Source organism: Streptomyces sp. NBC_00057 (genome assembly GCF_045041165.1).
Taxonomy (GTDB): domain Bacteria; phylum Actinomycetota; class Actinomycetes; order Streptomycetales; family Streptomycetaceae; genus Streptomyces.
On record NZ_CP108256.1, the window covers coordinates 968,522 to 994,430 of the forward strand.

Annotated in this window: 25 protein-coding genes and 2 pseudogenes; 9 read left to right on the top strand and 18 right to left on the bottom strand. The window is 70.2% G+C overall.

Translation table 11 applies throughout. From position 1 onward, the window contains the following. The first annotated feature begins 29 nt into the window (after positions 1-29). The 3 genes from helR (at position 30) to OG953_RS04800 (ending at position 2,688) form a co-directional block, all read left to right on the top strand. The gene (gene helR / locus OG953_RS04790; RefSeq protein WP_405682689.1) at positions 30-1,706 is read left to right on the top strand and encodes an RNA polymerase recycling motor ATPase HelR; all 1,677 of its coding nucleotides are present in this window, start codon (positions 30-32) and stop codon (positions 1,704-1,706) included. Positions 1,707-1,852: 146 nt separating this feature from the next. Then, complete coding sequence (locus OG953_RS04795; protein ID WP_405682690.1) at positions 1,853-2,287, top strand: helix-turn-helix domain-containing protein; 435 nt, start codon at positions 1,853-1,855, stop codon at positions 2,285-2,287. A gap of 32 nt (positions 2,288-2,319) precedes the next feature. Then, complete coding sequence (locus OG953_RS04800) at positions 2,320-2,688, top strand: DUF4180 domain-containing protein (RefSeq protein ID WP_405691629.1); 369 nt, start codon at positions 2,320-2,322, stop codon at positions 2,686-2,688. A gap of 368 nt (positions 2,689-3,056) precedes the next feature. Here the strand turns inward: OG953_RS04800 and OG953_RS04805 are convergent, their stop codons facing one another. From OG953_RS04805 to OG953_RS04850, 10 genes are all read right to left on the bottom strand, one after another. Beyond that, positions 3,057-3,569 carry a GNAT family N-acetyltransferase gene (locus OG953_RS04805; protein WP_405682691.1) on the bottom strand — a complete coding sequence of 171 codons (513 nt, stop codon included), beginning with the start codon at positions 3,567-3,569 and terminating at the stop codon, positions 3,057-3,059. Positions 3,570-3,647: 78 nt separating this feature from the next. Then, positions 3,648-4,340 (bottom strand): ABC transporter ATP-binding protein, encoded by a 693-nt coding sequence (locus OG953_RS04810; protein WP_405682692.1) that lies wholly within the window; start codon positions 4,338-4,340, stop codon positions 3,648-3,650. Further along, complete coding sequence (locus tag OG953_RS04815; RefSeq protein WP_405691631.1) at positions 4,333-5,250, bottom strand: ABC transporter ATP-binding protein; 918 nt, start codon at positions 5,248-5,250, stop codon at positions 4,333-4,335. The genes OG953_RS04810 and OG953_RS04815 overlap by 8 nt, the downstream gene beginning before the upstream one ends. Before the next feature lie 92 nt (positions 5,251-5,342). Beyond that, complete coding sequence (locus OG953_RS04820; protein ID WP_405682694.1) at positions 5,343-6,200, bottom strand: ABC transporter permease; 858 nt, start codon at positions 6,198-6,200, stop codon at positions 5,343-5,345. Further along, positions 6,193-7,158 (bottom strand): ABC transporter permease, encoded by a 966-nt coding sequence (locus OG953_RS04825; RefSeq protein WP_405691633.1) that lies wholly within the window; start codon positions 7,156-7,158, stop codon positions 6,193-6,195. The genes OG953_RS04820 and OG953_RS04825 overlap by 8 nt, the downstream gene beginning before the upstream one ends. Before the next feature lie 23 nt (positions 7,159-7,181). Continuing rightward, positions 7,182-8,786, bottom strand: a complete 1,605-nt coding sequence (locus tag OG953_RS04830; protein WP_405682695.1) for an ABC transporter substrate-binding protein — start codon at positions 8,784-8,786, stop codon at positions 7,182-7,184. 172 nt (positions 8,787-8,958) lie between these two features. Further along, positions 8,959-10,089: an acyl-CoA dehydrogenase family protein gene (locus tag OG953_RS04835; RefSeq protein ID WP_405682697.1), complete on the bottom strand. Its 1,131-nt coding sequence runs from the start codon at positions 10,087-10,089 to the stop codon at positions 8,959-8,961. Further along, the gene (locus OG953_RS04840; protein ID WP_405682698.1) at positions 10,086-11,273 is read right to left on the bottom strand and encodes an acyl-CoA dehydrogenase family protein; all 1,188 of its coding nucleotides are present in this window, start codon (positions 11,271-11,273) and stop codon (positions 10,086-10,088) included. Before OG953_RS04840 ends, OG953_RS04835 begins: the two co-directional genes overlap by 4 nt. Further along, positions 11,270-12,238, bottom strand: a complete 969-nt coding sequence (locus OG953_RS04845) for an NADPH:quinone oxidoreductase family protein (protein WP_405682699.1) — start codon at positions 12,236-12,238, stop codon at positions 11,270-11,272. The genes OG953_RS04840 and OG953_RS04845 overlap by 4 nt, the downstream gene beginning before the upstream one ends. 232 nt (positions 12,239-12,470) lie before the next feature. Continuing rightward, positions 12,471-15,155, bottom strand: coding sequence for a beta-N-acetylglucosaminidase domain-containing protein (locus OG953_RS04850; RefSeq protein WP_405682700.1), 2,685 nt, complete (start codon positions 15,153-15,155; stop codon positions 12,471-12,473). Positions 15,156-15,414: 259 nt separating this feature from the next. Between OG953_RS04850 and OG953_RS04855 the strand changes: the two are divergent. From OG953_RS04855 to OG953_RS04865, 3 genes and pseudogenes are all read left to right on the top strand, one after another. Further along, positions 15,415-15,633 (top strand): annotated as a pseudogene (locus OG953_RS04855) (MBL fold metallo-hydrolase); the annotation flags it as partial. A gap of 56 nt (positions 15,634-15,689) precedes the next feature. Then, entirely contained in the window at positions 15,690-16,049 is a 360-nt protein-coding gene (locus OG953_RS04860) for a rhodanese-like domain-containing protein (protein WP_405691635.1), read from the top strand. Then, positions 16,046-16,807: a sulfite exporter TauE/SafE family protein gene (locus OG953_RS04865; RefSeq protein ID WP_405682702.1), complete on the top strand. Its 762-nt coding sequence runs from the start codon at positions 16,046-16,048 to the stop codon at positions 16,805-16,807. The genes OG953_RS04860 and OG953_RS04865 overlap by 4 nt, the downstream gene beginning before the upstream one ends. A 42-nt stretch (positions 16,808-16,849) precedes the next feature. On the opposite strand, the gene OG953_RS04870 is transcribed toward OG953_RS04865, so the two are convergent. Next, positions 16,850-17,128, bottom strand: a complete 279-nt coding sequence (locus tag OG953_RS04870; RefSeq protein ID WP_093896672.1) for a metal-sensitive transcriptional regulator — start codon at positions 17,126-17,128, stop codon at positions 16,850-16,852. A 100-nt stretch (positions 17,129-17,228) separates the two neighbouring features. On the opposite strand from OG953_RS04870, the gene OG953_RS04875 reads away from it, so the two are divergent. Beyond that, positions 17,229-17,801 (top strand): rhodanese-like domain-containing protein, encoded by a 573-nt coding sequence (locus OG953_RS04875; RefSeq protein WP_405682703.1) that lies wholly within the window; start codon positions 17,229-17,231, stop codon positions 17,799-17,801. Between the two features lie 87 nt (positions 17,802-17,888). Here the strand turns inward: OG953_RS04875 and OG953_RS04880 are convergent, their stop codons facing one another. Continuing rightward, positions 17,889-19,184: an alpha/beta fold hydrolase gene (locus tag OG953_RS04880; protein WP_405682704.1), complete on the bottom strand. Its 1,296-nt coding sequence runs from the start codon at positions 19,182-19,184 to the stop codon at positions 17,889-17,891. A 106-nt stretch (positions 19,185-19,290) separates the two neighbouring features. On the opposite strand from OG953_RS04880, the gene OG953_RS04885 reads away from it, so the two are divergent. Then, the gene (locus OG953_RS04885) at positions 19,291-20,454 is read left to right on the top strand and encodes an ABC transporter ATP-binding protein (protein WP_405682705.1); all 1,164 of its coding nucleotides are present in this window, start codon (positions 19,291-19,293) and stop codon (positions 20,452-20,454) included. A gap of 45 nt (positions 20,455-20,499) precedes the next feature. On the opposite strand, the gene OG953_RS04890 is transcribed toward OG953_RS04885, so the two are convergent. The 3 genes and pseudogenes from OG953_RS04890 to OG953_RS04900 form a co-directional block, all read right to left on the bottom strand. Further along, the gene (locus tag OG953_RS04890; protein WP_398631576.1) at positions 20,500-20,775 is read right to left on the bottom strand and encodes a DUF2087 domain-containing protein; all 276 of its coding nucleotides are present in this window, start codon (positions 20,773-20,775) and stop codon (positions 20,500-20,502) included. Positions 20,776-20,890: 115 nt separating this feature from the next. Further along, positions 20,891-21,079, bottom strand: a pseudogene (locus OG953_RS04895) (hypothetical protein); the annotation flags it as partial. Between the two features lie 67 nt (positions 21,080-21,146). Then, positions 21,147-22,457 carry an FAD-dependent oxidoreductase gene (locus tag OG953_RS04900; RefSeq protein WP_405682707.1) on the bottom strand — a complete coding sequence of 437 codons (1,311 nt, stop codon included), beginning with the start codon at positions 22,455-22,457 and terminating at the stop codon, positions 21,147-21,149. Positions 22,458-22,568: 111 nt separating this feature from the next. Here OG953_RS04900 and OG953_RS04905 point away from each other — a divergent pair, with 111 nt between their 5' ends. Beyond that, a complete protein-coding gene (locus tag OG953_RS04905) occupies positions 22,569-23,543 on the top strand; it encodes an acetylxylan esterase (RefSeq protein ID WP_405682708.1) in 975 nt (324 codons plus the stop codon). Between the two features lie 32 nt (positions 23,544-23,575). Here OG953_RS04905 and OG953_RS04910 read toward each other — a convergent pair whose 3' ends face one another. From OG953_RS04910 to OG953_RS04920, 3 genes are read right to left on the bottom strand one after another with little or no spacing between them, the layout of a single operon-like run. Beyond that, positions 23,576-24,529 carry an ABC transporter substrate-binding protein gene (locus tag OG953_RS04910; protein ID WP_405682709.1) on the bottom strand — a complete coding sequence of 318 codons (954 nt, stop codon included), beginning with the start codon at positions 24,527-24,529 and terminating at the stop codon, positions 23,576-23,578. Then, positions 24,526-25,203, bottom strand: coding sequence for an ABC transporter permease (locus OG953_RS04915; RefSeq protein ID WP_405691637.1), 678 nt, complete (start codon positions 25,201-25,203; stop codon positions 24,526-24,528). Before OG953_RS04915 ends, OG953_RS04910 begins: the two co-directional genes overlap by 4 nt. After that, positions 25,200-25,877, bottom strand: coding sequence for an ABC transporter permease (locus tag OG953_RS04920; RefSeq protein WP_329831811.1), 678 nt, complete (start codon positions 25,875-25,877; stop codon positions 25,200-25,202). The genes OG953_RS04915 and OG953_RS04920 overlap by 4 nt, the downstream gene beginning before the upstream one ends. Positions 25,878-25,909: the final 32 nt, after the last annotated feature.

Genomic DNA, 25,909 nt, shown 5'->3' on the forward strand with positions numbered 1-25,909 from the left:
CATTCTTCGGAGCCACCCACGCCAACCCGATGGGTCTGGCAAGCCGCCGCAGGTATCGCTGGACCCGCGGCCGGATCAGCGACTACTGGGACGAGGTGTTCACGTCGGACGGGTTTGTCGGGCACGCCGCGCTCGACGACCAGTCCGCCTTCATCGCCGGCCTGGGCAGCAACCGGTCGCCACGGATGCGAGACGTGCTCGGCACCATCCAGGCCGACCAGGACGCCATCATCCGCGCGGGATCCCGCGGCGCTCTCGTCGTCGACGGCGGTCCGGGTACGGGGAAGACCGCCGTCGCTCTGCACCGCTCCGCCTACCTCCTCCACTCCGACCCTCGCCTCGGTCACCGCCGGGGCGGCGTGCTGTTCGTCGGTCCGCACCAGCCCTACCTGGGCTACGTCGCCGAAGGGGCCACAGCAGCGGTCGAGGCCGACCCGCACGTGGCCCTCCTGAAGTCCTCCGCGAACCTGGTGAAGGCGATCGAGACGGCCGTCGGGTTCTACGAGGAGCCGCCCACCAAGGGGATGACGATCACGACCCAGTGGTCCGACATCCGGCTGAGCGCCGACGACTGGGCCCTGGCGTTCGAAGCAGCAGGACCCGGTGCTCCGCACAACGAGGCGCGCGACCAGATCTGGGAGGAGCTGCTCACGATCCTGGTGGACGAGCACGACGACGACGTCCCGGCCGACCTGCTCCGCAAGTCGCTGCTGCAGAACAGGGAGCTGCTCACGACCTTCGACCGCGCGTGGCCACTGCTCGAAGCGGCCGACGTCGTCGGAGACCTGTGGTCGGTACCCGCCTACCTGCGCAAGTGCGCTCCCTGGCTCAGCCCCGATGACGTGTCGCAGCTGCAGCGCGGGGACGCCCAGGCCTGGACGGTGTCCGACCTGCCGCTCCTGGACGCGGCACGGCAGCGGGTCGGCGACCCGGAGGCTTCGCGACGCAAGCGTCGGCATGACGCCTCTGTCGCCGCCGAACGCGAGCACATGGCCAACGTCATCGACGCCCTGCTCGAGGCCGATGACGACGGCGAAGGTGCGGTGACGATGCTGCGCGGACAGGACATTCAGGACACCCTGATCGACGGGACCGCATCGCCCGGCACCGAACCGGACCTGCTCGCCGGCCCGTTCGCACACATCGTCGTGGACGGGGCTCAGGAACTGACCGACGCGGAGTGGCAGATGTTGCTGCTCCGGTGCCCGTCCCGGAGCTTCACCATCGTCGGGGATCGCGCCCAGGCCAGGCACGGGTTCACGGAGTCGTGGCAGGAGCGGCTCGAGCGGATCGGGCTCGACCGGATCAACCTGGCCTCCCTGAGCATCAACTACCGGACACCGGAAGAAATCATGGCGGAAGCCGAGCCGGTCATCCGGGCCGTGCTCCCGGACGCCAATGTGCCGACCTCCATCCGCAGCAGCAACGCCCCCGTCGTACACGGATCTGCTTCGGATCTGAGCTCGATCCTCGACACCTGGCTCGCCGCACATGCCGACGGGATCGCCTGCGTCATCGGCGATCCCACATTCCGGACGACGTCCCGCGTCCGGTCGCTGCCCCCGGAGCTGTCGAAGGGGCTCGAGTTCGACCTGGTCGCCCTCATCGACCCGGAGGCGTTCGGCAAGGGCATCGAAGGAGCGGTCGACCGCTATGTCGCGATGACCCGAGCGACCCAGCAGCTCGTCATCCTCACGAGCTCCTGACGTCGGCCGGACGCGTCGGTGATCGGCTCCGCCTGCGTACCGCTCCGCCTCAAGACTCCTTAAAATTACCTCACCTTCCGCTTCTCATGTACTTTAGAGGAAATATTGAGCCTGCAGGGCGAGCGGAAGAGCAGTTTGGGGGCGACGTGGCGCGGCAGCTCTATTACTCGGTGGAGCAAGTGGCGGGCCTGCTGGGGCTGCATGTCAGAACCGTGCGGGGATATGTGCGGGACGGGCGACTGAAAGCGACCCGGGTCGGCAGGCAGTACCGGATCACCCGCGAGGACCTGGAGGCGTTCACGGGCATCCCCGCCCCCTCCCCCGCCCGTCGTACGCGCCATGCCGAGGTGTCCGGCATCGTGCAGATCGACGCGATCAGCCCTGAGGCGACCATCCGCCTGACCAACCTGGTCATGGCCGCCGCACAGGGCCGACACCGCGAGCAAGGTGCTGACCGGCTGCGCGTGGAAACCGTCTACGACGAGGAACGAGCCGCTCTCAAGATCATCGTCCTGGGCGGCCTGGACACCGCGGCGGACCTGCTGAAGATCATCAACACCCTGATCGAGGAACCGGAATGAGCAGCACCTACACCTCCGATGAACACAGCCCCATGCCTGACACGCTCCAGCACCTCGCAAGCACACCCGTCCTCATCTGCGCGCCGGACGGCGCACCGCTGCGCGACGAGCAGGACGCGCTCGACCTGATCGGTGAAGGACTCCAGCACGACGCCACCTGGGTCGCGGTTCCGGTCGGCCGGCTGACGGACGACTTCTTCCGACTGCGGACCCGCGTCGCGGGCGACATCGTCCAGAAGTTCGTCAACTACCGTCTGAAACTGGCCGTCGTCGGGGACATCTCCCGGCACACCGATGCCAGCAACGCCCTGCGGGACTTCGTCCGCGAAAGCAACCGGGGCACCCAGCTCTGGTTCCTGCCCGACATCGACGCCCTGCACGCACGGCTGGGAGAGGTCTGACGGGGTGAGAAGGAGACGCCGAGCGAGCATGAGTATTGACGGCGAGCGAGTCACGCAGTCGGTGTCGCTGTCCCGGATCAGCGGAAGAAGTTCGCGGACCGTGCGTGCTGCAGGTCGAGCACGTTGAGCACCATACGGTACGTGACGGTGCTGCAGGTGCTGCCCAAGTACCCACTGGCCTCAAGTGGACAGGAATCCTGCAGAGCCGGACTCCGAGCCGACGGTCTGGCCCTTCGCCGCCCGCCCGACCATACGTGCGGTGGCGTCCAGCAGCCGAATCGCCTTTCACGAGCCAGGCCATACCCAGTGCCGTGGTTGCGCGGCGCGATCCCGACCCGGCGGTGCGTCTTCGCCGCTCCCCCGTCAGGTCAGTCGGCGTCGACGTAGCCCATCGTCCGGTTCATGGCGATAGCGCTTGTGTTCGCCGGATGGTGGAATGTGCGGACCGTGCGCGCTCCGCACATTCTGGCGAAGCCCATCCCGAACGTCTTCATGGCAATGGACAAGCCGCGCCCTCGGTACTCGGCCTTCACTCCGGTCATCTCGTTGAAGACGAAGTCCCCATGGTCGGAGGTCGCCGCCATGCCGATCCAGGCTTCGCCGTCCAGTGCGATCACGACACCGCACGGATCATACGAAGGGACCGCCAGCCGGCGCTCGGTGTATTCGTCGAACGAGTAGAACTCGCCCCGCTCCGGGATGTCGGCGGCGAACTCCTTGTTCAGCTCGTACAGGGCGCGACGGTGTTCAGGGGTGTCTCCCAGTTCGGCAAGTGTGGTCAGCCGGATGCCGCCGGCGCGACATCTCGTCACGTACTCCTCAAATCGGTCGGCGTCGAACGCACTGACATCAAGTTCCAGCTTTACCCACTGATCAGCCATGCTTCCCCTCCACCTGGATCCGCCGAATGCGGGGCTTGTCCCAGCACCCTCATTGTCGAATGCGCGAAGGGCGTGGGCTCATCCGGTCGGGCTCATGGACTCCTGCGCTGCGACAGGCCCGGAGATTCCCTGCCAGCCGACTGTACGGTCGCACCAGCGTTCCAGCAGCACCCGGTCGTGGCCGACGGCCAGCAGCCCGGCCCCGGACTCGCGTCGGTAGGCCTCTACCACCGCCACCAGAGCGGCGGTCGTCGACGCGTCGAGCATCGCGGTCATCTCGTCACAGATCAGCCAGCGCGGCCGCAGGACCAGCGCCCTGGCCAGACAGGCGCGCTGCAACTGGCCGTCGCTCACCTCGTGGGGACGCCGGTTCAGCAGTTCGGCCGTGAGACCGACGGCCGGTGCCAGCTCGGCCACCCGGTCCGTCACCTCCGCGCGCCGGCCGGTCGCCCGCAGCGGCTGGGCCATGAGTTCGCGCAGGCTGAGCCGGGGGTCGGCCGAGAGCCGGGGCTGTTGGAAGACGACGCCGACCGCGGTGCGCTGCGCCCGCGGTGCGCGGTGCCGCCAGCCCCGTACCGACCGGCCGTCGAGTACGACCGTGCCCGCGTCCGGGCGATGCAGCAGGGCGGCGACCTTGGCCAGGGTGGATTTGCCACAGCCGCTCGGGCCGAGCAGTCCGACGGACTCCCCCGGCGCGATCGTCAGGGATGCATCGCGGACGACGGGGTCGCGGGGGTCGTATCCGGCAGTGATACGGGCGAGTTCAAGCATGGGCGGACTCCTCCGCGCCTGCCCGCACACCGTGGTGGCAGGCCAGACGGCCGTCGAACGGGGGTGGTACGGAGCACCGGTCGTCGGCGCGGCTGCAGCGGGCCGCGAACGCGCACCCGTCGGGGAGGGCTCCGAGCTCCGGCGGCATTCCCGGGACGGGGGCGAAGGCGCGCTCCGGCAGGGCGTCGAGGAGACCGCGCGCGTACGGATGGCCTGGTCCCGGCTCTCCGAAGAACCGGTCGGCGTCGGCGAGTTCGACGATGCGGCCCGCGTACATCACGGCGACCCGGTCGGCGATCCGCTCAGCCGCCGCCAGATCATGGGTGATGATCAGCAGCGCCCTGCCCCCGTCGGTGTGGCGGCGCAGTTCGTCGACGGTTCGCTCGACCAGGTCGCGGTCGAGTCCGGTGGTCGGCTCGTCGGCCAGGAGGAGGGGTGCGTCACCGATCAGGGCGAGCGCGGTCGCGGCGCGCTGGGCGAGACCGCCGGAGAGCTCGTGCGGATACCGGTCCAGGTGGCCGGCCGGGAAAGCGGCACGCGCGGCGGCTTGCTCCGCCGCGGTGCGCAGCGTGGGCTTTCGGATGCCGGTCAGTTCACGGACGGTCTCCTCCAGTTGGGCGCGCACCGTACGGACTGGAGTGAGGTGGGCTGCGGGGCTCTGCGGTACGAGTCCGATGCGGCGGCCTCGTACCGTCCGGGCGAGGGTCCGTTCATCGGCGGTGAGGAGATCGGTCCCGTCACCGAGCACCGCCGAACCCTCGGTCTGCGCATTGCCGGGCAGCAGCCCCAGCAGCGCTGAGGCGAGTACGGATTTGCCGCAGCCGCTCTCGCCGACCAGGGCCAGGCACTCCCCCGCCGCGAGGTCGAAGCGTGCGTCGCTGACGGCCGCGATGTGCCGCCCGCCGCGCATCCGGAAGCGGACGGAGAGCCCACGGACGGAGAGGACCGGAGTCTGCGGGTCCGGGGTCTGCGGGTCCGGGGTCTGCGGGTCCGGGGTGGGCTTCACAGCATCAGCTCCGATCGGCGGCGCGGGTTGATCCGTTCCCGCCAGGAGCCGGCGAGGCCCGCCAGAGCGAGTGTCGGGATGATCAGGAACAGGCCGGGGAAGAGCGTCGGCCACCAGTCCCCGGCAAGCAGCGAACTGCGCGCCGTCTGCACGAGGTTGCCGAGGCTCGCCTGGTGGGTGGGGAGTCCGAGCCCCAGGAAGGAAAGCGCGGACTCGTGCCACATGGCGTGCGGCACCATGAGCACCGCGGCGAGGCCCGCCTGCGGAAGCACTGCGGGCAGCAGATGCCGGACGATGACCCGCCCGCGCGAGGCGCCGCCGGAGATCGCCGCGTCGATGAACGGGCGCGAGCGCAGCGACAGCACTTCGGAGCGGACGATCCGGGCCGTCGAGAGCCAGTGGGTGAGGGCGACGGACACGATCACGGGGCCGACGCCGGGCCGGAACATGGCGACGATGAAGATGCCGAGCAGCAGATGCGGTACGGACGAGAAGATGTCCACGAGCCGCATGACGATCCGGTCGGTCCAGCCCCCGAACGCGGCGGCGAGCGCACCGACGGCGGTCCCGATGACGGTGGCGGTGAGCCCGGCGACGATGCCGACGAGCAGCGAGACGCGGAGCCCGTAGACGCAGCGCAGCAACAGGTCCCGGCCGACATCGTCGGTGCCGAACGGGTGCTCCCAGGAGGGCGGTTGGAGTTTGGCCGCGAGGTCGACGGCCTGCTGGTCGAGCTGGACCAGCGGCGGTACGAGGAGTACCGCGAGCAGCATCGCTGCGACGATCCCGGCGGAACTGACCACGCGGATACGGCGGGTCGTGCGGCGGGCGGGTCCGAGGACGGGTTCAGCCATCGAAGCCCACCCTCGGATCGGCGATCGCGTACAGCAGATCGGAGACCAGGTTGCCGAGGACGACCGCCGCGGTGGCGAGCACCGTGAGCGCCGCGAGCAGCGGGAAGTCGACGGAGGTGGCGGCCTGCACGGTAGCAGCGGCGATCCCGGGCCAGCTGAAGACCGTCTCGACGAGCAGGGCACCGGTGATGAGTTCGGGGACGCGGGAGCCGATGAGGGTGAGCATCGGCAGCATCCCGGAGCGCAGTGCGTGGCCGAGCAGCACGGTGCGTTCGCGCAGTCCACGGGCGCGTGCGCCGCGCACCGGGTCCTCGTCCAGTGCGTCGGTGACGCCCTGGCGTACGTAGAGGAAGAACCACGGCAGCTGGGAGATCCCGAGCACGGCCGCCGGCAGCACCAGATGGGTGGCGACCTGGCCGAAAGTGACCGTGTCGCTGGCCGCGTCGGTGAGGCCACCGGCCGGGAGTACATCGAGTTTCAGGGCGAAGAACCAGATGGCGAGCAGTCCGGTCCAGAAGGCCGGGGCGGCTTCGAGCGTGTACGCGGCGGAGCTTGCGCACCGGTCGAGCAGGCCGCCGGGCCTGCGTGCGGCCAGCACGCCGAGGCCCGTACCCAGGACGACGGCGACGACGAAGGCGCTCGCGGCGAGCAGCACGGACCAGCCCAGGCGTTCGCCGATGACATCGGCGACCGGCTGGCGCATCACGCTGGAGTCGCCGAGGTCGCCGCTCAGCGCGGAGGTCAGCCAGTTCCACCAGCGGGTCACAAGGGGCTGGTCGACGCCGAGGTTGACCCGCAGCTGATCGAGGTTCTCCTGCGAGGCGGTGAGACCGGCGGTGCCCGCGTACGCCTTGACCGGGTCGAAGGGGGAGGCGGCGGCGACGGCGAAGACACCGAACGTCACGGCGGCCAGGACGGGGACGGCGAGCAGCGCCCGCCGTCCCGCCATCCTGCCCATCGGCCCCCAGGGGAGGCGGTGGTTCACTTCTTCGGCGTCCAGTCCTCGACGTTCCACCACGGGCCGGATGCCAGACCGTGGTCGTGCGGTTCCACCTGGGTGGTGAGCGCGCCGAAACGGTCCTTCACGACGTAGAGATGGTCGATGTGGGTGAGGAAGGTGTAGCCGGGGTTCTTCACCAGTTCGCGCTGGACGGTGTCGTAGGCGGCCTTGCGCTCGGCCTCGTCGCCGCTTCTGCGGCCCGCTTCGAGGGCCTGGTCCACGGCCTTGTTGTCGTACCACGCCATGTTGTTGAAGCCGTCGCCCGCGAGCGAGGACTTCAGCAGGGTGTACTGGTCGAAGTCGGGGTCGGCGGGCGATCCGCCGCCCGCGAGGACCGCGTCCTGCTTCATCCGGGGCTCGATGACCTCCCAGGTCCCGGCCTCGGTGGTGATGTCGATGCCGGCCTTCTTGGCGTCGGAGGCGTAGGCGAGTGCGTGGTCCTGACGGAGCTTGTCGCCGGTGAGGTACCAGAGCGGGAACGCGGCACGTACGCCGTCCTTGGCGCGGATGCCGTCCTTGCCGGGCTTCCACCCGGCGTCGTCGAGGATCTTCTTCGCGGCGTCGAGGTCGTGGATGCGTTCGGTGCCCTTGGCGAACCACTCGCTGTCGGTGGGGACTGGACCGTAGGCGGCCCTGCCCTCGCCGTTGAGTATGGAGTCGACCATGGCCTGCCGGTCGACGGCGACATCGAGGGCGCGCCGGATCGCGGTGTCGCCCGCGACCTTGTTGTGGGTGGGCAGGGTCACGGTGCGGTAGTCGTACGTCGTGGCGGCGTACGTGCGCATGCCGTTGTCGCGGGCGAAACCCTTGGCCAGGTTGGGGGGCAGGATCGCGCCGTCGAGCTCGCCGGAGCGCAGCCGGGTGGCGCGTACGTCGTCGTCCTTGATGATCGCCATGGTGAACTTCTTCACCTTCGGTGCGCCGCCCCAGTAGTCGGGGTTGGCCTTGAAGCTCAACTTCTCGCCCTTGGACCACTTGGTGAGAACGTACGGTCCGGTGCCGATGGGGTGGGTGGTGAAGGCGCCGGTGTTGACGTCCTGCCTGCCCGCGACGTGTTCGGGGACGATGGGCAGGACGGTGCGCTGGGCGAAGGGCGCGTAGGGGTACTTGAGCGTGAAGACGACGGTGTCGTCGCCGGTCGCTTCGACGCTGTTCACCGCGTCGAGCTCGGTCCGGGAGGCGTTGTTGGTCTTCTCGTCCAGGATGGTGCGGTAGGTGAAGACGACGTCCTTGGCGCCGAACGGCTTCCCGTCGCTGAACTTCACGCCGCGGCGGAGTTTGTACGTGTACGTCAGTCCGTCGTCGCTCACCTCGGGCAGGGCGGTGGCGAGCGCGGGCCGCAGCTTCATGTTCCCGTCGAGGGCGAGCAGCCCGTCGAAGATCTTGGAGTTGCCGTCCTTGCCGTAGCCGAGGAGCGGGCTGAGACTCTCGGGCTCGTAGGCGATACCGACCACTGCCGAGTCCCCGGCCCCCGAACCGGAGTTGCTGCTGTCCGAGCCACCCGGTTGTGAACAGGCTGCCGCGGTCAACGACAGCACGGTCGCCAGTGTCGCGGCGACCGCTCCCCGTATCGATCGGGCCGTCATACTCTGCACATCCCTTATTGAAGATCGACCGTTATTGCGAGCCAGTCGCAATTAAACAACAAGTAAAGGGATGTCCGGTACCCCCGGACGGGGAAACGGCGGAGCGGAGGCGCGTGAACACGCACCTCCGCTCCCAAGTCCCGCTGTCTCACGGGCCGTTGCCTGCGTCCGGTTACGGCGCGGGCAGTTCCACGAGTTCGGCAATGGCCTCGCGATGGTGTCCGGCCGTGCCGTACGCGATCGAGTCGGCCTTGGCGCGCTTGAGGTACAGGTGCGCCGGGTGCTCCCAGGTCATGCCGATGCCGCCGTGCAGCTGGATGCACTCCTCCGCCGCGTGCACCGCGACCTTCGAGCAGTACGCCTGCGCGACGGCCACCGCCAACGGCGTGTCGGGGCTGCCGGTCGCGAGGGCGTCCGCGGCGTTTCGCGCGGCGGCGCGGGCCGACACGACCTCCAGCCAGAGCTGCGCCATGCGGTGCTTGAGGGACTGGAACGAGCCGACGGGCCGGTTGAACTGGTGTCGTTCGCGGGTGTAGCGGACCGTCTCGGCCAGGCACCACTCGGCGAGTCCGAGCTGTTCGGAGGCGAGCAGTCCGGCGCCCGCCAGCAGTCCTCGGCGCACGGCGGAGACTGCGGACGCGCCGTCGGCCAGGCGGGTTCCGGCGGCTCCGGCAAGGGTGACGGTGGCGATCGGGCGAGTCAGGTCGAGCGGGACGAGCGGCTCGACGGTGACACCGGCGGAGCCGGTCTCCACCGCGTACAGACCGTCGGTCGTCGGCACCAGCAGCACATCGGCCGTGGCCGCGTCGGCGACGCCGGTCACCATCCCCTCCACCGCGCCGGCCACGACACCGGCCGGCTGCGCGGCGTCGGGCGCCGGGGCGGAGAACGGCACGGCGAGGACCGCGATCCTGCGTCCGGTGGCGAGGTCCCTAAGGAGTTCGGCGGCCGGTCCGTCCTGCGCCGCAAGCGCGAGGAGCGTCTCGGTGGCGACGACCGCACTCGTCAGATACGGCGCGGGGGCGACGCTGCGGCCCAGCTCCTCCAGCACCACCGCGGCCTCCCGGTGTCCTGCGCCCTGCCCGCCCAACTTCTCCGGCACCAGCAGCCCGGCGGTGCCGATGCCGGCGGCGAGGGCCTTCCAGAGCTGCGGGTCGTACGGCGTGTCCGACTCGACGCGGGCGAGCACCGTCGGCGCGTCGCACCGGTCGGCGAGCAGCGAACGCACCGCTGCCCGCAGATCGTCCTCGGCCTCCGAATACAGCAGATCGGGTGCCTGGGTCTCTTCGGTCGGTGCGGTCATCGGGCCAGGTCCTTCCAGGCGACGTCCTTGTCGTTGCGCGGCTCGACGGGCAGGCCGAGGACGCGCTCGGCAACGATGTTGAGCAGCACCTCACTGGTGCCGCCCTCGATGGAGTTGCCCTTGGAGCGGAGGTAGCGGTAGCCGGCGTCACGTCCGGTGAAGTCGACGAGCTCCGGGCGGCGCATGGTCCAGTCGCTGTACAACAGACCCTCCTGGCCGAGGAGTTCGACTTCCAGGCCACTGATCTCCTGGTTGAGGCGGGCGAAGGCGAGCTTCATGCCGGAGCCTTCGGGACCGGGCTGTCCGGCGACGAGCTGCTGGCGCAGCCGGGCGCCGGTGAGCCTGGCCACCTCGGCCTCGACCCAGAGGGTCAACAGGCGCTGATGGAGGTCGTGGGTGCGCAGTTCGGGACGCTCGCGCCAGGTGCGGGCGACCGGGCCGATCATGCCGCCCTCGCGCGGGATACGTGTTCCGCCGATGGAGACCCGCTCGTTCATCAGAGTGGTCCGGGCGACCTTCCAGCCTTCGCCGACCGGGCCGAGGCGCCTGCTGTCCGGGATGCGTACGCCGGTCAGGAAGACCTCGTTGAACTCGGCCTCGCCGGTGATCTGGCGCAGCGGCCTGACCTCGACGCCGGGGTCGGTCATGTCGCAGATGAAGTAGCTGATGCCGCGGTGCTTGGGCTGGTCCGGGTCGGTGCGGGCGATGAGGATCGCCCAGCGGGCCAGATGAGCGCTGGACGTCCAGACCTTCTGTCCGTCGACCACCCAGTCCTCGCCGTCGCGGACGGCGCGGGTGCCGAGTGCGGCGAGGTCGGAGCCGGCGCCCGGTTCGCTGAAGAGCTGGCACCAGACCTCCTCGCCGACCCACAAGGGCCGCAGGAAGCGCTGCTTCTGCTCGTCCGTGCCGTAGGCGAGGATGGTGGGGGCTGCCATGCCGAGGCCGATGCCGATCCGGCGGGGATCGTTGTCGGGGGCGCCCGCAGCGGCGAGTTCGGCATCGACGACGGGCTGCAGGGAGCGCGGCGCGTCGAGGCCGCCGAGGCCGGCCGGGTAGTGGACCCAGGCGAGTCCGGCGTCGAAGCGGGCCTTGAGGAAGTCGGTGCGGTCGGTGGTGGCAGGGGGGTGTGCGGCCAGCAGGTCCTGGGTGCGGCGGCGGAGTTCGGCCGCGTCAGGGGTTGTCATCGGGCGGCTCCTGTCGGGAGGACGACGATCCGGCCGGTGCTGGTGCCGTCGGCGACCCGCTGGACGGCGACCGCGGCCCCGGCCAGCTCGACCCGCTCGCTGATCAGCGGCTTGATGACGCCCTGAGCCGCGAGCCGGGTGAGTTCGTCGTGGCAGGCGCGGACCGCGGCCGGATCCTTGGTGTTGTACAGGCCCCAGTGGAGTCCGAGGATCGAGTAGTTCTTGACGAGGGCGTGGTTCAGCGCCGGGGTGGGGATGACGCCGCTCGCGAAGCCTACGACGATCACCCGGCCCTCGAAGGCGATGCACTTCACGGACTTGGCGTACGCGTCGCCACCGACCGGGTCGTACACCACGTCGGCGCCGCGTCCGCCGGTGGCTTCCTTGACCGCGGCGACGATGTCCTCGCTGCGGCGGTCGATGACCAGGTCGCAGCCGAGCTCTGTGGCGATCTTCGCTTTGTCGGAGCCGCCGACGACACCGATGACGGTGGCTCCGGCCGCCTTGCCGAGCTGGACGGCCGCGCTGCCGACACCGCCGGCCGCGGCGTGGACCAGGAGGGTCTCGCCCGCCTGGAGGTGCGCCCTGCGGTGCAGGCCGAACCAGCCGGTCTGGTAGCCGATGTGCAGGGCAGCGGCCTCGGCGTCGTCGAGGGCGTCCGGGGCGGGCAGGAGGGCCGCCTCGTCCGCGACGACGCACTCGGCGAATCCGCCGTTCGGCAGGGCGGGGGTGGCGAGCACCCTCCGTCCGTCCGCCGTCCTGCCGCAGATCTCCACGCCGGGTGTGAACGGCAGCGGCGGCCGCACCTGGTACTGGCCGCGGCAGAGCAGCGCGTCGGGGAAGTTGATGTCCGCCGCGAGCACCTCGATGAGCACCTGCCCGTCGCCGGGTGTGGGCCGGTCGGTCTCTTCGAGCCGCATCACCTCGCTCGGCTCGCCGTTCCGGTGCACTCGCCATGCCTGCATGAGGGGCCTCCACAACACTGTCGGCATTACCACTGCTCCGGCGCATACTAAGCGGTCGCTTGCCTCTCTGGGAACAACCTGCCGGTGCAGGTTTCGGCCTGAGGCGGACATGGATGCGCCCGGTCCGGCCCGAAGTACTTCGGGCCGGACCGGGCGCGGGACGGGTCCACGGGCCTGACCGGGGAGGTGGACGGCGCAATCCCGCCCGCACTCCGCCCGTCAGGCCTCAGACTCAGTCCTGGCCGGCCACCACCACTTCGGCGATCTGCGGCGCCGCCGACCCCGCGCTCCAGACCAGGCGTACCGCGTCGGCCGTGCGGCCCGCGGTGGATACCTCGGTGTACGGGCCGACGAGCGCGCCGACGGTCTGCCACGTTCCGTCGGTGCCCCGCAGCTGGATGTCGGCCCGACCCTCCGACCCGGCCGGCCGCAGGACGGTGACGGACCGCACGGGACGCGCATCGACGAGCCCCACCTCCAGCGCCTCCCCGGCCTCCGGAGCGCGAGCCGCCCGGTAGACGGTGCCCGGGTCTCCGTCGGACGCCGCCCGCAGCGTGGATCCGGTCGCGGCGGGCGGTCCGCCGGTCACCGCCCCGTCCTCGGTCACGACGCTGAACTCCCGTACGACGAGCCAGTTGTCCTGTCCCGCGGTCGCCCGTGCCCGCACATAGCGGGCCTTCGTCCCGGCGTCCACGGTCGCGGTGACGTCCGGCTTTCCGGAGAAGGCGGCGAGCTGCTGCCAGCTCTGCCCGTCGGCCGAGTACTCGAGCACCCCTTCGTGGAGGTAGTCGTCGGTACTGCCGGGCTTGGCCATGGCGAGGGTGATGTCGCCGATGTCCCGCGCCCGGCCCAGGTCCACGGTGATCTGGTCACCTGCGGCGGGCGCGCCGTCGCTCCAGAAGTAGGTGGAGTCGTCGCCGTCCAGCATCCGTGCGAGCGTGTTGCTCTGGTATGTGCCCAGGCTGGTCGATGCCGAGGGCCGCCCGCTCACCCCGAGGATCCGGTCGTGCTCGGCGTTCGCCGCGTCGATGAACCGGTCCAGTACCCCGTCGCCGACGGCGACCGGCACCTTGCGGCCGTCGAGGCCGGTGTACGTGAAGGACTTCGCCGCGGTGACCTGGGCCGGCAGCTGCTGCCGGAGCTCCCAGGCCTGCGCTCCCTTTCCGGCTCGGGCCGCCTCCACCATGCGCAGGGCAGTGCGGGCGGCGGTCGTCCAGGACTCGGTCGCATCCAGCCAGGGGCCGGAGTCGGCGATGAAGCCGCGGTCCGGGAGGCTGCTGCGCAACCGGCCGGGCGCGGAGCCGAGCGCATCGAGCACCGAGGAAAGCCGGGTGGCGTCACCGGACTTCCAGTAGCCGGCGAACTCCGCCGCCAGTTCGGGGGCCTGGTCCTTGTTGAGTGCCGAGCTGTAGTTGACGTCGGCGAAGGCCCGCAGCGCCTTCTCGGTGCGGGAGTCGCCGCCCGCGTACTCCTTCAGTCCCCGGCCCCATGAGGCGCGGGGGTCGTACGCGGCGTCGTTCCAGGCGTAATCGGAAACGGTATGGAGCGCGATCTTCGAGGCGTACGGCTGGATCATCGGGTTGGCGGTGATCCCGGCCAGCTTGCCGGGCAGCCCCTTCTCCCGTCCGTTGAACGGGCCGAGCAGCAGCCGGTTGGTCGCATAGTCGTTGACCGGGTAGTTGTCCCACGTCAGGATCGGGTGATTGAAGACCGTGCGGGCGGCGTCGGCCTGTGCGACGGTCATGGTCGGCGCGACGACACCGACACCGGTCCACTCGACGAGGACATCGGGGTCGAGTTGCTCGGACAGCGCCTTCTTGTACGGCGAAGCGGAGACGTCGTAGTACTCGGTGGGGACCATCTGGAGCGGCTGGGCGCCCGGGTGGGTGGAGACGAACTCCTTGTTGACCCGGTTGAGCAGATAGGCCTGCGCCGCGCCTGCCGCACCGCCGCCGGTCCCCCACTTCGCCTTGTCCTCGGCGCAGTTCCAGTTGGTGTAGCTGATGTCGTCGAGCGGCACGGCGAAGGTCCGTACGCCGATGTCCCAGATCGTCTGGAACTTGTCGACCAGCGCCTTGGCGTCGGCGTCCGAGCTGTAACAGACGGAGAGGCCGGGCGAGAGCGCGTACGTGAACTCCACATGCCGCTGGACTGCCCGGTCGGTGAGCTCCTTGATCTGGGCCAACCGGTCGGCGGGGTAGGCGTCGCGCCACTTCGCGCGGAGATACGGGTCGTCCTTCGGCGAGTACACATAGATGTTCATCTTGTGCTCGCCGTAGTAGTCGAGCTGGTCGAGCCTGGCCTCGTGCGACCACGGGGTGCCGTAGAAGCCCTCGATGACACCGCGCAGTGCGGTGCCGGGCCAGTCGCGTACCGCGAGTCCGGCCACCTCGGCACCCGGACGCTTCGCCCGCGGCAGGACCTGACGCAGGGTCTGCGCGGCGTAGTACGTGCCGGTGGTGTCCTTGCCGGCGAGGACGATGCGACCGGCGCCGATGCCGAGGACATAACCGTCGGCGGGCAGCGCGGACGGGCCGTCGAGGTGCTGGGCGGCGAGCGCGGCGGAGTCACCGACATGGACGGTCAGCCCGCTGCTGCCAGGTCTGTCGCTGCGTACGACGCGCTGTGCACCGGCCCGGCGCAACCCGGTCTCCACCACCTTGAGGGATGGCTCGTCGGAGGTTGCGCCCGCCACCAGGGTGACAGTGGAGCTGATGGTGATCCGGTCGGATCGGCTCTTCACGGACTGCGGGGTCGGCGTGATGGCGGGGGTCCGCTGACCTGCCGCGGCCTTCGCCGGGGTGGCGGTGCGGGTGCTGTCGGCCGCCTGGGCGGGCGGCACGGCGGTCAGCAGACCGCCGGCGAGCAGGGTCGCCGCCGCGCCGAGCGCGGTGAGACGGGGTGGGCGAGGCGTCACTGGTCCTCCATTGATTACTCAAGTCACCGGAGTCGCACAACACAACAACCCCGAATTCAACATCGTGTCGCTTGCATGTCAATGGTCTGGACAACATCAACACGCGGACCTGCGGTTTTGTACTCAGAAGCGGCAACCGCGTGCGCGTGACGCAGGACATATACACTTCCCCTTCCGCGACGCAATACCCCCTGGGGTATCAGTGTTAGTCTGGAAAGCAGATACCCCCAGGGGTACGTAGAACGGAAGGAGCCGTGTCATGTTCTTCATCGACACCATGGAGACAGCGGGCCTCGGCAACCGCAGCTATCTGGCGGGCGGCCGGCGGGCCGCCGTGGCCGTGGACCCGCCGCGCGACATCGACCGGTTCATCGCCGCGGCCGCCCGGCGCGATGTGCGGATCGCCCTGGTGGTGGAGACGCATCTGCACAACGACTACGTGACCGGCGGCCTGGAACTGGCGCGCGTCACCGGGGCGCCCGACGCCCGTACCCTGTACGCCGCTCCCGAGGAGTGCTTTCCTTGTCTTCCCTGATGTCCTTCTTCCGTCGCGGCCCCGGCCGCGTCACCCCGGCCGCGGCCGCCCGGCGGACCGCCGACGGTGCGGCGGTTCTGCTGGACGTACGTGAATCGTCCGAATGGCACGCCGGTCACGCGCCGGGGGCGATCCATCTGCCCCTGTCCCGGCTCGCCGGAGGCGCGTCGCTGCCGGACTCGGCGACGGGCCGTCCGGTGGTGGTGATCTGTCGCTCCGGCAACCGGTCCCGGCAGGCGGCCCGGATACTCGCCGACCGCGGCGCCCAGGCCGTCGACGTCGTGGGCGGCATGACCTCCTGGGCCGCCGAGGGGCTGCCGGTGCGCGACCGGCGCGGGGCGGCGGGCACCGTCGCATGACCACGCTCATTCTGGCGCTGCTCGCCGGCGCGGTGGTCGGTCTGGCGCTCGGCGGACTGGGCGGCGGCGGAAGTGTTCTCGCCGTCCCCGCGCTGATCTATCTGCTCGGCTTCACCCCGGCCGCCGCCACCACCGCCGGGCTCCTCATCGTCATAGCCACGTCCCTGACCGGGCTGGTCGCCCACGCCAGGGAGGGCAGGGTCCGCTGGCGTACGGGCGGGCTCTTCGCAGCAGCCGGAATCATTCCGGCTGCCGTCGCCGGGGCGCTGTCGGTGCGGATTCCGTCCGGGGTACTGACTGCCGCGTTCGCCGTGCTCGCGGTGGTCGCCGCGGTACGGATGCTCCGCCCCCGGGCGGAGCCCGCGGCACAGGACGGGGACGGCACGGACCCCGTGCCCACCGGGCGGGCCGCGCGGGCGGGCGCCGGGCTCGGTGCCGTGACCGGGTTTCTCGGCGTGGGCGGCGGGTTTCTCGCGGTGCCCGCCCTGGTCACCGTGCTGGCCGTCCCGATGACCGCGGCGGTCGGTACGAGCCTGCTGGTCATCACGGTGAACTCCACGGCCGCCCTGGCCACCCGCCTCGCCACGCCCACCGCCCTGGACTGGTCGGTGATCGCCCCGTTCACGGCGGCGGCGGTGCTCGGGGCCTGGGACGGGCAGCGTCTGGCCGCGAAGGTGTCCACAGCCGGGTTGCAGCGGATCTTCGGTGCGGTACTGCTGGCCGTGGCCGTGTTCATGCTCGTCGACGCCGTGGTGTGAGCCACGGCGTCGACGCCCGGCCACCAGCCCCCGCCTTCTGGCTCAGGCCAGCGAGAGAAAGAGTTTCTCCAGTCGCGCCCGCATCTGGTCGCGGTCCGCGGGCTCACTGCCGCCGTCGGCCATGCAGTGCTGCAGGCCCGTCGCGATGATCGCGAAACCGGCCCGGTCGAGCGCCCGGGAAACGGCCGCCATCTGTGTGATGACGTCCTCGCAGTCCCGGCCCTCCTCGATCATCCTGATGATCCCGGCGAGCTGGCCCTGGGCGCGGCGAAGTCGGTTGAGGACCGATTTCAATTCGTCGGCCGCCATGTCGAGTTCCACAACATCCTCCTCCTGATACCCCAAGGGGTATTCTAGCCTGAATGGGGAAGGAGAGGCCGAGTCCCTCCTCAGCCCCGGTGAACGAAAGGAAACACTGCTCGTGACCAGCCCCGTCTCCCTCTCCCCCGCCCAGGCCGCGGCCCGTCTCGCGGAGTTCACCGTCATCGATGTGCGGGCCCCCGGCGAGTACGCCTCCGGGCACGTTCCCGGTGCTCTGAACATCCCGCTGGACCGCCTCCACGAGGCCGTGCCTGCTCTGAAGTCCGCCGCGGCCCGCGGATCGCTTCTCGTGGTGTGTGCCTCCGGCGTCCGCTCCACCCGGGCCTGCGACATTCTCGAAGCGGCCGACATCGACGCCGTGACCCTGTCCGGCGGCACCTCGGCCTGGGAGGGCGAGGGCCGTGATCTCGACCGTCCCGCCGGGGCCCGGGCAACCTGGGCGATGGAGCGTCAGGTCCGGCTCGCCGCCGGTTCGCTCGTGGTGGCCGGCCTGCTCGCCGGGGTGCGCTTCCCGGCCGCCCGCTGGCTCTCCGCCGGCGTCGGCTCCGGGCTCGTCTTCTCCGCCGTGACCAACACGTGCGGCATGGCGGCGGCCCTGTCGAAGCTTCCGTACAACCGCGCCCCGCACTCGGCCACGAACCTGGACGCGACGCTGGACGCCCTCCAGAGCTGAGCCGCCCCGTAACGGGAGGAGCCCCCCCGTAGCAGGAGGAGCCGGTCACGCACTTGCGCGACCGGCTCCTCCCGTTGCGGAAAGGGATCAGACGTCTTCCCTGACCAGGGCAAGCAGGCGGTCCAGTACGCGCGGTCCTCCCGCACGCAGCCCGTCGTGCTCGAACTCGTTGGTCACCCAGGTACGCAGACCGCGGATCGACTCCGCCGTGCGCAGCGCGTGCCCGGTGTCGACATACATGTCGTCGTGGTAAACGGCTGCGGCGACCGGCACCTCGTTGGCGGCCAGCCGCTCGGTGTCGTACAGCGGCGCCCAGTCGGTACGGGAGGCCAGCAGCTCGGCCGTCTCGCGCAGCGGGCGCAGCGCCGGGTCCACTTCGAAGTGCCAGGGATGGATGCTCTCACCGGTGAAGAGAACCGGTCCGTCGCCCTTGAGCGCCGTGGCCGCGTCGAACTGGGGGAATTCGGCCCGGACCCGCTCGGCGGCCCAGCCGGTGGGCTGTTCGCCCTGACCGTAGATCGCCTCGTGCATCAGCGCGTACAGCGGATGCCCGGCGAACGAGTTGGCCGTGCGCATCGCTTCCTGGAAGGTGTCGGAGAGTTCGGTGCCGAGCGGCGTACGGACGAAGGCGTTCTCCAGCAGGTAGTGCAGCTGGTGGCTGCCGTTGCCGCCGCCCAGCATGATGCCGAGGGACTGGAACCCCTCGGGTGTCAGACGGTGTCCCGTGCTTTCCGGGCGGTGCTCGGCGAGGTGAGCCGTGATCTCCCGGGCGCGCTCGACGTCCTGCGGGTAGCGGGCGTAGTGGGCGGCGACCTTGCGCTCGATCCGCGGGTAGGCGGCCCGGTAGACGTCGTCGGCGTGTGCGTCGAGCGAGGGCAGTCCACCGGTGATGAGGACGGCCTCGAGCCCTTCGGGGGCGGCCGAAAGATAGCGGACGGCGCAGAAGCCGCCGAAGGACTGGCCGAGTACCGTCCACGGTTCGCCGCCGGTCAGCTTCGGGCGGATCAGCTCGCAGTCGCGCACGATGTTGTCGGAGCGGAAGTGGGCGAGATAGTCGGCCTGCTCGCGCGGGCCGCCGCGCAGCGGCAGGGTCTGCCGGTTGGCCGGGGTGGAAAGGCCGGTGCCGCGCTGGTCGAGGAGCAGCACACGGAACTCCTGCACGGCCCGCCCCAGCCAGGCCTCCGTGCCGATGAAGCGCCTGGCGCCGAAGCCGGGGCCACCCTCCAGATAGACCAGCCAGGGCAGCTCCTCCCCGTCCTTGGCGCTCGCCACGGCCTCCCTGCCGAAGACCTCGATCTGCTCACCGCCCGGATCGGTGTGGTCGAGCGGGACCGTGAAATAGCGGTCGGTGAAGACGATGCCGGGGTGCCGGTAGCTGCTCACAAGGTGCTCCTGAATCAGATGTTCCACGGACAGTTCAGCACATGGCCGTGACACGGACAGTCGCGGCCCGTGTGCGGCACGCCCGGGGGCCTCCTACCGTGCAGGCATGATCCGGTTCGAGCAGGTCAGCAAGGTCTATCCGGACGGTACGAGCGCGGTCGACGGCCTTTCCTTCGAGGTCGCCGAGGGGGAACTCGTCACCCTGGTCGGACCGTCCGGCTGCGGCAAGACCACCACGATGATGATGGTGAACCGGCTGATCGAGCCGTCGTCGGGGCGGATCCTCGTCAACGGCGAGGACATCTCCGGCGTCGATCCGGTGAAACTGCGCCGCCGGATCGGCTATGTCATCCAGCAGGTCGGTCTCTTCCCGCACCGTACGATCCTCGACAACACCGCGACGGTTCCCTCGCTGGTCGGCTGGAAGCGGGCGAGGGCCCGCGAGCGGGCGGCCGAGCTGCTGGATCTGGTGGGCCTCGACCCGAAGACGTACGGCTCCCGCTACCCCGCCCAGCTCTCCGGGGGGCAGCGTCAACGGGTGGGCGTGGCAAGGGCGTTGGCTGCAGACCCGCCGGTGCTGCTGATGGACGAGCCGTTCGGCGCGGTCGACCCGGTGGTGCGTGAGCGGCTGCAGGACGAATTCCTGAGTCTTCAGGCGACGGTCAGGAAGACGGTCCTGTTGGTCACCCATGACATCGAGGAAGCGGTCCGGATGGGTGACCGGATCGCGGTCTACGGGGCGGGGCGCATCGAACAGTTCGACAGCCCGGGGGCGGTGCTCGGGTCTCCCGCGACCTCGTATGTGGCACAGTTCGTGGGCGCCGACCGGGGTTTGAAGCGCCTCTCGGTCACCACGATCGAGCCGGACGATCTGGAGGAGCCGCCGGTCGCCCGGCTGAACGAGCCGGTGAGGTCGGCGGCGGCACGGCTGAGCAGTGCGGGTGCCCGCTGGGCGGTGGTGCTGAACGGCGAGGGCGACCTGCACGGCTGGGTGTCGGCGGACGCGCTGCGGATCGCCGGGGAACACGGCACGGTCGGCGAGCTGGCCCGCCGGATGGACGCCTGGGTGCCGGTCGGTGCGCCGCTGAAGCAGGCGTTCAGCGAGATGCTCCAGCACGACGCCGGGTGGGTCGCGGTGCTGGACGGGTCACGGTTCCTCGGCGTGCTGACTCCGGCCAAACTCCATGAGGCGCTGCGCCGCTCGGTGGACGCCGATGCGCAGGGAGTGGGCCGGGACGAGGTGCAGTTCGACTCGGTGGCGGACGCGTAGGGCGCGCGCTGTGCGTCGCACGCCACGCGCCGGTCAGGACTCGCCCTACCGCCCGCGCCGGTAGCTGCTGCCGTCCTTGGGGCGGACCAGCAGACCGGCGACGACCAGGTAGCGGCGCAGCGCCGAGCAGTCCTCGTGCACCGTGAGCAGTGCCTCGTTGACCTCACGTTCGGTGTAGGTCCGGTCCCGCTCGAAGAGCGTCTCGGTGAGGTGGACCAGCAACTGCTCGCGGCGGGCTGTCTTGCGGGGGATCGCCGTCAGACGGCCGTGCGAGAAGAGCGCCGCGACCTGATGCGAACCGCTTGAATCGTTGTCAGGCATGAGAGGGATCGTCGCAGGACTCCGGCCTGCGGGCAACGTGTTTTCGCCGCGCCCGCAGGCCGGATGGGGGATGAGGCCTGCCCGGCCCCGATCCGCCGGGCAGACCCTGAACGGCTCGGGCCACCGCAATGGCTCCCTGGAGCCGCTCGCCTGCCTCGTAGACCAAGTACGCCGCCCCGTCCTGCGTGCCGAAACCCGGTGCCGCGCTGCGCCCGTTGTCCGGTGCGCCGGAGAGCGAGTCGTGGAAGAGGCCCAGGTGGTCGCGGCGGGAGAAGTCGTTGCCGACCTCGGTGATCAGGAGGTTGCGGGCGGGCCGGGTGGGACAGGTGGAACTGTCCCACCCGGCGTTTCACCGGGCCGATCCCGGTGATTCAGTAGCCGCGTACGTCGGGCCAGTGGCGCTGGACCCCGTCGCGGTCGAGCAGCAGCGCGAACGCCTCGTACCTCTTGTCCTCGGACTGGACCTGCTGCGGCTCGACGCCCTCGGTGGGACAGTGGGCGGCCAGGGCGCCCGCGACCTCGCCGACGTTCCACTCCACCGGGTGGAGCCGGTAGCAGCCGTTCGTGATGTGGGTGGCGCCGATGTTCTTGCCGGCCGGCAGCAGATTGCGGACGCGGCGCGGCACGAGGGCGCCGAGCGGGATCTCGAACGGCACCGAGCCGATGTCGAGGTAGTTGTCGCCTCCGGTGGAGGGGTGCAGATCGATGCGGTAGCTGCCGACTCCGACCGCGTCCCGGTGGCGTGTCCCGCCGTGCGGACCGACGAGGTCGATCGCCACGTCGTGCTCGGTGACGGTGGTGACGGCCTTGATCCGGCGGGACTCGCGTACGTACGGGGCCTTGGCGAGGCCGTCGTCGATACCGGTGATGTCGGGGCGGATCCCCAGTCCGGGGAAGCCGGTGCCGCCGTCCTGACGCGGAGCCTCGGTCTGCAGCCAGTACAGGAGCGAGAGCGACAGCTGCCGCGCCTCGGCGACCGCTTGGGCGGGTACCTCTTCACCGGCGCCGACGAGCGGCTTGAGCCAGTAGTCGTTGAGCGGCCGGTTGACGAGTGTGATGTCGGAGTCGAAGGCGCCGGGGCGGTGCATCCCGCGGGCGAGGATGCGGCGGAAGCCCCACAGTTCCTTGTCGCCCGCGTCTGCACTCCGGTCGGCATTGATGGCGAGCGGGTCGATGTCCGGGTTGGGGACGAAGGTGCGCGGTGCCGATTCCAGGGAGCGGGGGTCGGGCGCCTGGAAGCCGAGGAGCGGGCCGGGCCAGAAGTCGGGGCGGTAGGAGCGCCAGAACCCGTAGTCGGCAGGGCGGTCGATGGTGTGGTTCTCGCCCTCGTTGTGGGCGAGCGCGAAGCAGACGGTCATGCCCTGCTGGTTGAGCGGCTGGGCCTGCTCGGGGGCGTTCGGTTCGTCGAACTCGCTCTGCGCCTCGGCGCCGATGGCGTGCTCGACGCCGCCGAGTTCGAGGAGTTCGCCGGTCTCGGTGGCGTCGATGACGTAGCGGGCGGTGACGGTGGTGCGGTCGCCGGTCCGGAGGTTCTCCAGGGTCACCGCCCGGATGACATCGTTATCCGCCTCCGCCGTCACGGATCGGTGCTCGGTGAGCACCGTGAGCCGGCCCGCGATCAGATAATGCGCATTAACGAGTGCTGTGAGGGCCGGTCCGATGCCCGGCAAGAGTTCGGACACAACTTCTTCCCGACGCAAGGGCACCCTCGTCCGCGCGCCGCCCGCACCCGTACGGTGTGATCAACCATCCCCCCTGGTGATCACTCACCCCTGCGAAGAAGGCGGTTCCGCATGTCCCTGTTCGATCTGCCCCTCGACGAACTGCGCGACTATCGCAGCCGTTCGGTGGAGCCGGAGGACTTCGACGCGTTCTGGTCGAAGACCCTCGACGAGGCCAGGTCCCACGACCTCGACGCCCGGTTCGAGCTGCGTACGGGCACGGGGCTGACGACCGTCGACGTGTACGACGTGACATTCGCGGGCTTCGGCGGTCACCCGGTCAAGGGCTGGTTCGTTCTCCCGGCGGGCACCACCGAACCGCTGCCGGTGGTCGTGGAGTTCATCGGCTACGGCGGCGGGCGGGGCCTGGCCCACACCCATCTGCTCTGGGCGTCGGCCGGTTTCGCCCACTTCGTGATGGACACCCGGGGCCAGGGCAGCGGCTGGCTCGTCGGCGACACCCCCGACCCAGTGGGCAGCGCGCCCTCTTACCCCGGTTTCATGACCCGGGGCATCGAGGACCCGCACGCGTTCTACTACCGGCGCGTGTTCACCGACGCGGTACGTGCGGTGGAGGCGGCGCGCTCGCATCCGCTGACCGATGCGGCGCGCACCGCGGCCGTCGGTGCGAGTCAGGGCGGCGGCATCACGCTCGCCGTCGGCGGGCTGATACCCGACCTCACGGCGATCGCGCCGGACGTCCCGTTCCTGTGCGACTTCCCCCGCGCGCTCACCGTCACCGACCGCAACCCGTACCGCGAGGTGGGCAGCTACCTCAAGACGCACCGGGGCCGGGCCGAACAGGCGAGGGCCACTCTGTCCTACTTCGACGGGGTGCACTTCGCCGCACGCGGGCGTGCACCGGCGTTGTTCTCGACGGCTCTGGAGGACATGACCTGCCCGCCCTCGACCGTCTTCGCCGCCTTCAACGCCTACGCCCACCAGGACAAGGCCATCGAGGTGTACGACTTCAACGATCACGAGGGCGGTGGGCCGTTCCAGGAGGCCGCGCAGCTGGGCTGGCTGCCCGGGAAGCTGACGGCCTGATCCCGAAGAAAGGCCCTAGTAGCGTGTCGCTACTAGCCGCGCGGGATGAGGTTCTTGGACTCCAGGTAGATGCGTGCCACGTCCTCGGGCAGCCGTCGCCAGCTGTCGACCTGCTCGTTGAGCCGGGCCAGGTCGGCGGTCGTCAGTACGGTGTTGAGCTTGCTCAGCGCCTTGCGTACGCCTTCGCTGCCCGCCCGGGACCGGTTGACGACGGGGACGAGGTAGTCGGCGTTCTGCAGGTGCTTGTCGTCGGCGAGCAGGACGAGGCCGAAGTCGTCGAGGGTGGCGTCGGTGGTGGTGGTCAGGACCATCTGGTCGTGACCGTTCCGGACGGCCTGTTTGGCCTGGGTGGTGCCGACACCCTTGGGGTCCACGGCCGTGATGCGGATGCCGTACGTCTTCTTCAGCCCGGGTGCGCAGTAAGGGCGTTGTACGCATTCGTCGCCGGCTGCCAGGCGCACGGGCAGTCCGGATCCGCCGAGGTCGCTGAGGGTCTTCAGGTGGTGTTCCGCCGCGTACGGGGCGGCGACCGCGAAGGCGTTCTGGTCGACGGCGCGCCCGGGGTCGAGGACGGTGAGGCCACGGGGTGCGGCGAGGGCGCGCAGGGCCTTCATCGTGGCGGCGAGGTCGGGCGAGCCGACGGGGGCTGAGTCGGCGCCGTTCTTCCTGGCGTTCAGCCAGTCCGCGAAGGTGGCCGCGTACTCCGGTACGACGTCGATCTGGCCGCTCTCCAGCGCCGGTTCGTAGATCTCACGGTTGGTGACGGAGATGATCTTCGTGGAGTAGCCGGCCCGTCCGAGCAGCAGCGCGTACATCTGGGCGAGCAGATCGCTCTCGGTGAAGCCCGCGGAGGCGATGGTGAGGTGTTTGCTGTCGCCCGGCGGTGCGGTGACCTCGCCCTGGTTCTCCAGAGAGGGCCCGGTGCTGCAGGCGCTCGCCGACAGCAGGAGCGCGAGGAGCGCGGGTAGGGCCCTTCGCGGCCTCATCCTGATTCCTCGCCACGGAACCGGTCGGGGGCAAGCCGTTGTGCCACTTCGAAGAGCCCTTCGACGATCAGGGCGAAGACGGCTACGAGCACGGCCCCGGCGACCACCTGCGCTGTGGAGGCGAGGTTGAAGCCCGCGGTGATGATGCGGCCGAGTCCCCCGCCGCCCGCCAGCGCCGCGAGGGTGGCGGTGGCGACGAGCTGAACGGCGGCGATCCGTACGCCGGTGAGAATCAGGGGCAGGGCGAGCGGCACCTCCACTCCCAGCATCAGCTGTCTGCCCGTCATGCCCATTCCCGTAGCCGCCCGTACGACATCGCGGTCGACCTCGCGCATGCCGACGTAGGCGTTGGTGAGCAGCGGCGGTACGGCAAAGAGGACGAGGGCGATGATGGTCGGCCACTCGCCGTGCCCGCCGATCGGGGTGAGGAGCAGCAGCACCAGCACGGCGAAGGTGGGGACGGCCCGGCCGATGTTGGAGATGTTGACGGCGAGCGCGCCGCCCTTGCCGAGATGGCCGAGGACCAGGGCGATGGGCAGGGCGCTCAGACAGCTGATGAGCAGACAGACGACGGTGAGGAACAGATGCTGGCCGAGACGGTTCCAGATGCCGCCGTCGCCGGACCAGTGCGCCGGGGTCGTGAGCCAGGACCAGGCGGCGGCGAGGGTGTTCACGACCGCCTCCGGGTCCACGGGGTCAGGATTCGTTGCGCGAGAAGAAGCAGCACGTCGGCGGCGACGGCGATGACGACGCAGAGGACGGAGGCGGTGAGCACCTGGGCCTTGAAGTACGTGTTCATCCCGGAGTAGATGAGGTTGCCGAGTCCGCCGTAGCCGACGATCGCACCGACCGTGACCAGGGAGACCGCGGAGACGGTCGCGATACGCAGTCCGGCCATGGCGGCGGGCAGGGCCAGGGGAAGCTCCACGGCGACGAGCAGACGCACCGGGCCGTACCCCATGCCACGTGCGGCCTGCCTGGTCTCCGCGGGCACGGCGCGCAGTCCGGCGAGGATGTTCCTTACGAGGAGGGTGAGCGAGTACAGGACGAGTCCGGCGACGACGAGCGAGGCGGAGAGTCCGTACACCGGCAGCAGCAGCGAGAACATGGCGAGCGACGGCACGGTGTAGAGGATGGTCGTCACGCCGAGGACCGGGCCGGCCGCCCAGCGCCGGCGGCGCGCCGCGAGGGCGAGCGGAACGGCGAGGACCAGTCCGAGGAGTACGGAGGCCGCGGTGAGCTGCAGGTGCTGGACGACGGCGTCCCAGAGAATCTCGCGACGGCTGGTCAGGTAGGCACCGCAGAGCCACTCATTGCGCGCGAGGCAGTCGTCGGGAGGCGCGGTCACCCGTCCATTGGAGCGCGGGAAGGCGGGCGGAC

What these genes read in the sequence shown, in the direction of transcription:
- helR (WP_405682689.1), top strand. Translation starts at nt 30, where the DNA reads ATGGGTCTGGCAAGCCGCCGCAGGTATCGCTGGACCCGCGGCCGGATC.
- OG953_RS04800 (WP_405691629.1), top strand. Translation starts at nt 2,320, where the DNA reads ATGCCTGACACGCTCCAGCACCTCGCAAGCACACCCGTCCTCATCTGC.
- OG953_RS04805 (WP_405682691.1), bottom strand. Translation starts at nt 3,569, where the DNA reads ATGGCTGATCAGTGGGTAAAGCTGGAACTTGATGTCAGTGCGTTCGAC.
- OG953_RS04810 (WP_405682692.1), bottom strand. Translation starts at nt 4,340, where the DNA reads ATGCTTGAACTCGCCCGTATCACTGCCGGATACGACCCCCGCGACCCC.
- OG953_RS04815 (WP_405691631.1), bottom strand. Translation starts at nt 5,250, where the DNA reads ATGCGCGGCGGGCGGCACATCGCGGCCGTCAGCGACGCACGCTTCGAC.
- OG953_RS04820 (WP_405682694.1), bottom strand. Translation starts at nt 6,200, where the DNA reads ATGGCTGAACCCGTCCTCGGACCCGCCCGCCGCACGACCCGCCGTATC.
- OG953_RS04825 (WP_405691633.1), bottom strand. Translation starts at nt 7,158, where the DNA reads ATGGGCAGGATGGCGGGACGGCGGGCGCTGCTCGCCGTCCCCGTCCTG.
- OG953_RS04830 (WP_405682695.1), bottom strand. Translation starts at nt 8,786, where the DNA reads ATGACGGCCCGATCGATACGGGGAGCGGTCGCCGCGACACTGGCGACC.
- OG953_RS04835 (WP_405682697.1), bottom strand. Translation starts at nt 10,089, where the DNA reads ATGACCGCACCGACCGAAGAGACCCAGGCACCCGATCTGCTGTATTCG.
- OG953_RS04840 (WP_405682698.1), bottom strand. Translation starts at nt 11,273, where the DNA reads ATGACAACCCCTGACGCGGCCGAACTCCGCCGCCGCACCCAGGACCTG.
- OG953_RS04845 (WP_405682699.1), bottom strand. Translation starts at nt 12,238, where the DNA reads ATGCAGGCATGGCGAGTGCACCGGAACGGCGAGCCGAGCGAGGTGATG.
- OG953_RS04860 (WP_405691635.1), top strand. Translation starts at nt 15,690, where the DNA reads ATGTCCTTCTTCCGTCGCGGCCCCGGCCGCGTCACCCCGGCCGCGGCC.
- OG953_RS04865 (WP_405682702.1), top strand. Translation starts at nt 16,046, where the DNA reads ATGACCACGCTCATTCTGGCGCTGCTCGCCGGCGCGGTGGTCGGTCTG.
- OG953_RS04885 (WP_405682705.1), top strand. Translation starts at nt 19,291, where the DNA reads ATGATCCGGTTCGAGCAGGTCAGCAAGGTCTATCCGGACGGTACGAGC.
- OG953_RS04890 (WP_398631576.1), bottom strand. Translation starts at nt 20,775, where the DNA reads ATGCCTGACAACGATTCAAGCGGTTCGCATCAGGTCGCGGCGCTCTTC.
- OG953_RS04905 (WP_405682708.1), top strand. Translation starts at nt 22,569, where the DNA reads ATGTCCCTGTTCGATCTGCCCCTCGACGAACTGCGCGACTATCGCAGC.
- OG953_RS04910 (WP_405682709.1), bottom strand. Translation starts at nt 24,529, where the DNA reads ATGAGGCCGCGAAGGGCCCTACCCGCGCTCCTCGCGCTCCTGCTGTCG.